This window comes from uncultured Paracoccus sp., assembly GCF_947496875.1.
GTDB lineage: Bacteria > Pseudomonadota > Alphaproteobacteria > Rhodobacterales > Rhodobacteraceae > Paracoccus.
Genome location: NZ_CANMEH010000060.1, coordinates 1 through 1,954, shown reverse-complemented (window position 1 = coordinate 1,954; position 1,954 = coordinate 1). Strand labels below are relative to the sequence as shown.

General features: G+C 69.9%; 3 protein-coding genes. All 3 read right to left on the bottom strand.

Annotated features, from left to right (window positions below):
• Nucleotides 1–180: 180 nt before the first annotated feature.
• Complete coding sequence (locus tag Q0938_RS19045; RefSeq protein ID WP_299365681.1) at nucleotides 181–1,038, bottom strand: ATP-binding protein; 858 nt, start codon at nucleotides 1,036–1,038, stop codon at nucleotides 181–183.
• Between the two features lie 104 nt (nucleotides 1,039–1,142).
• On the bottom strand, nucleotides 1,143–1,625 hold the full coding sequence (locus tag Q0938_RS19040) for a hypothetical protein (RefSeq protein WP_299365679.1): 483 nt from the start codon (nucleotides 1,623–1,625) through the stop codon (nucleotides 1,143–1,145).
• 35 nt (nucleotides 1,626–1,660) lie between these two features.
• Nucleotides 1,661–1,954, bottom strand: a 294-nt coding sequence (locus Q0938_RS19035; RefSeq protein WP_299365677.1) for a hypothetical protein, incomplete at its 5' end; no start/stop codon positions are given.

The window sequence follows — 1,954 nt, the reverse complement described above, 5'->3', positions numbered from 1 at the left end:
CTCGACTGCGAGGCCTTCAGGAGCTTCGCGTCCATCGGGGTCGCGCCATCGACGCCGCCGGGGCGCACGGTCAGGCGAACCTTGGCGAAGGTGCCGTCGGGGATCAGCTCGCCGATGGGGGCCATCTGCGGCTGGGCGTCGTTGAGATCGTAGCTCATGGGTCTGTCCTTTGCGTCTGGATCAGGAAGGGGTGGCGGAGTGGGCGGGGGCGCGGCCGTCGATCTTCGCGATCAGCGCGCCGAGATCGGGCGCCTCGGTCACATCGAGCCGGCCGGAACGGTCCTTGGCGGGAAGACCCCAGGGGTTGCCGGTGCGGCAGACGAGGCGGCGCTCGTCGGAGGTCTCGTCGAGGGTCCAGTCGCCCTTGGCGTCGCGGCCGAAGAGCTGCATCGAGACCACCTGATCGACGATCCCCGGCAATTCGCGCCCGGCCTTCGTGCCCTCCATCTGCGGCTGCCAGGTCGTCGCGCCGAATTCGTCGGTAACCTTCTCGAGCACGCCGACGAAGATCACCGTCTTGCCGCGGGCGTGCTGGAGATGCTTGAGCGCCTGGATCACCTCGCGGCCGAGCAGCCCATAGGCGCCGCGGACATCCGGCTTGCCGGTCCGCTCGGAGAAGGCCTCCGGCTGCTGGCGGGCATAGGCCATGGCCTGCCGCGTCAGGTCGGTGATCGAGTCGACGAAGACGATCCGCTTTCGGGCGAGGAAGTCCTCGATGCCGGTGCCGAGATACTGCTGCTGCAGCCAGGCGTGATACTCGGCGCCGTACCAGGACTTCGGATGCTGGGCCGGATCGTGCCCGCCGATCAGCACGACGAGGTCGCGGAAATCGGTGAAACTGCGCACCGGGATCGAGTCCCCGCGCCAGTCCTGCACCGACTTCATGCCGGCCTCGAGATCGAGACAGACCGTCTCCTCGGCGGGCAGGGATTTCAGGAGCGTGGTCTTGCCGACGCCTGGCGGGCCGAAGATGGCGAGCGAGGTCTTGTTCTCGGCGGCCGAGAGCCGTTCGTCGGCGGTGATGATGCGGAAGGCCATGGGGTTCTCCGGGGTGTGAATTCAGGGGGCGCGGCGGCGGGGGTGACCGGGTGCCGAAGGGGAACCTGCCCGGCGTTGCCGACCGGGCGTCCCGCCGCCGCGCGTCACCGGTCTCGAGCCTCGAGCCGGAAGACGGGTTTGCCGGTGGTCTCGCTGCGCGCGTCCGCGAAGCCCTCGCGCATCGCCGCAGGCCAGGCGCCGAAGCGCCGTTCGGGCACGCGGTAGGCGATCTCGAGATACTCGGTCGGATCATCGCCGGCGGCGCGGATGCGCTCGGCCATCTCCGCCAGCCGGTCCTGATCCCAGGAAACCTTCTTCGGTAGGTCGGCGACGATCACGACGCCCTCGTCCTCGACCCGCACCGTGCCGCTGGTTTTGCCCTGAGCGGCCCGCTCGGCCGCGGCGGCGGCCTCGTAGCGCTGCGCAATGCCGGCCTCGAGCCGGTCGCGCAGCCGCTTCACGCGGGCGGTCTCGGCGAGCGCCGTCGTCTGCAGATCCAGCAGCATCTCGGGCGGCAGCGCCGCGATGTCGCCGAGGGCGAGGCGTTCCAGATCGTTGAAACGCGGGGCGTTGTCAGGGTGCGGCATGGCGGGGTCTCCGTTGGAAGGGAATGGCTGAGCCATCACGCGGCGCGCTCTTCGAGGAGCAGCGCCGAGAGCGAGGGAGCGGCGGCCTTCGGTCTGGGCCGGGCGACGGCGATGTAGGCGAAGCGGTCGGGGCCCACGCGCTCCTGCACGAGGTGGACGAGGCCCTTCTCGAAGGCGCCCAGCGCGGCCTGACCGAGATCGGCAAGCTGACGGCGTTCGGGCTCGGGCAAGGTCGAAATCACCGGCGTGACATCGATCCCGAGAAAGCCGCGGTGATATTCGATCCGGGCGCCGGCTTCGGCCTGCGCGATCCACGCGTAGAGCTCGAC

Bases quoted from the DNA above. Each gene is read 5' to 3' on its own strand.
- Q0938_RS19040 (WP_299365679.1), bottom strand. From the start codon at position 1,625: ATGCCGCACCCTGACAACGCCCCGCGTTTCAACGATCTGGAACGCCTC.
- Q0938_RS19045 (WP_299365681.1), bottom strand. From the start codon at position 1,038: ATGGCCTTCCGCATCATCACCGCCGACGAACGGCTCTCGGCCGCCGAG.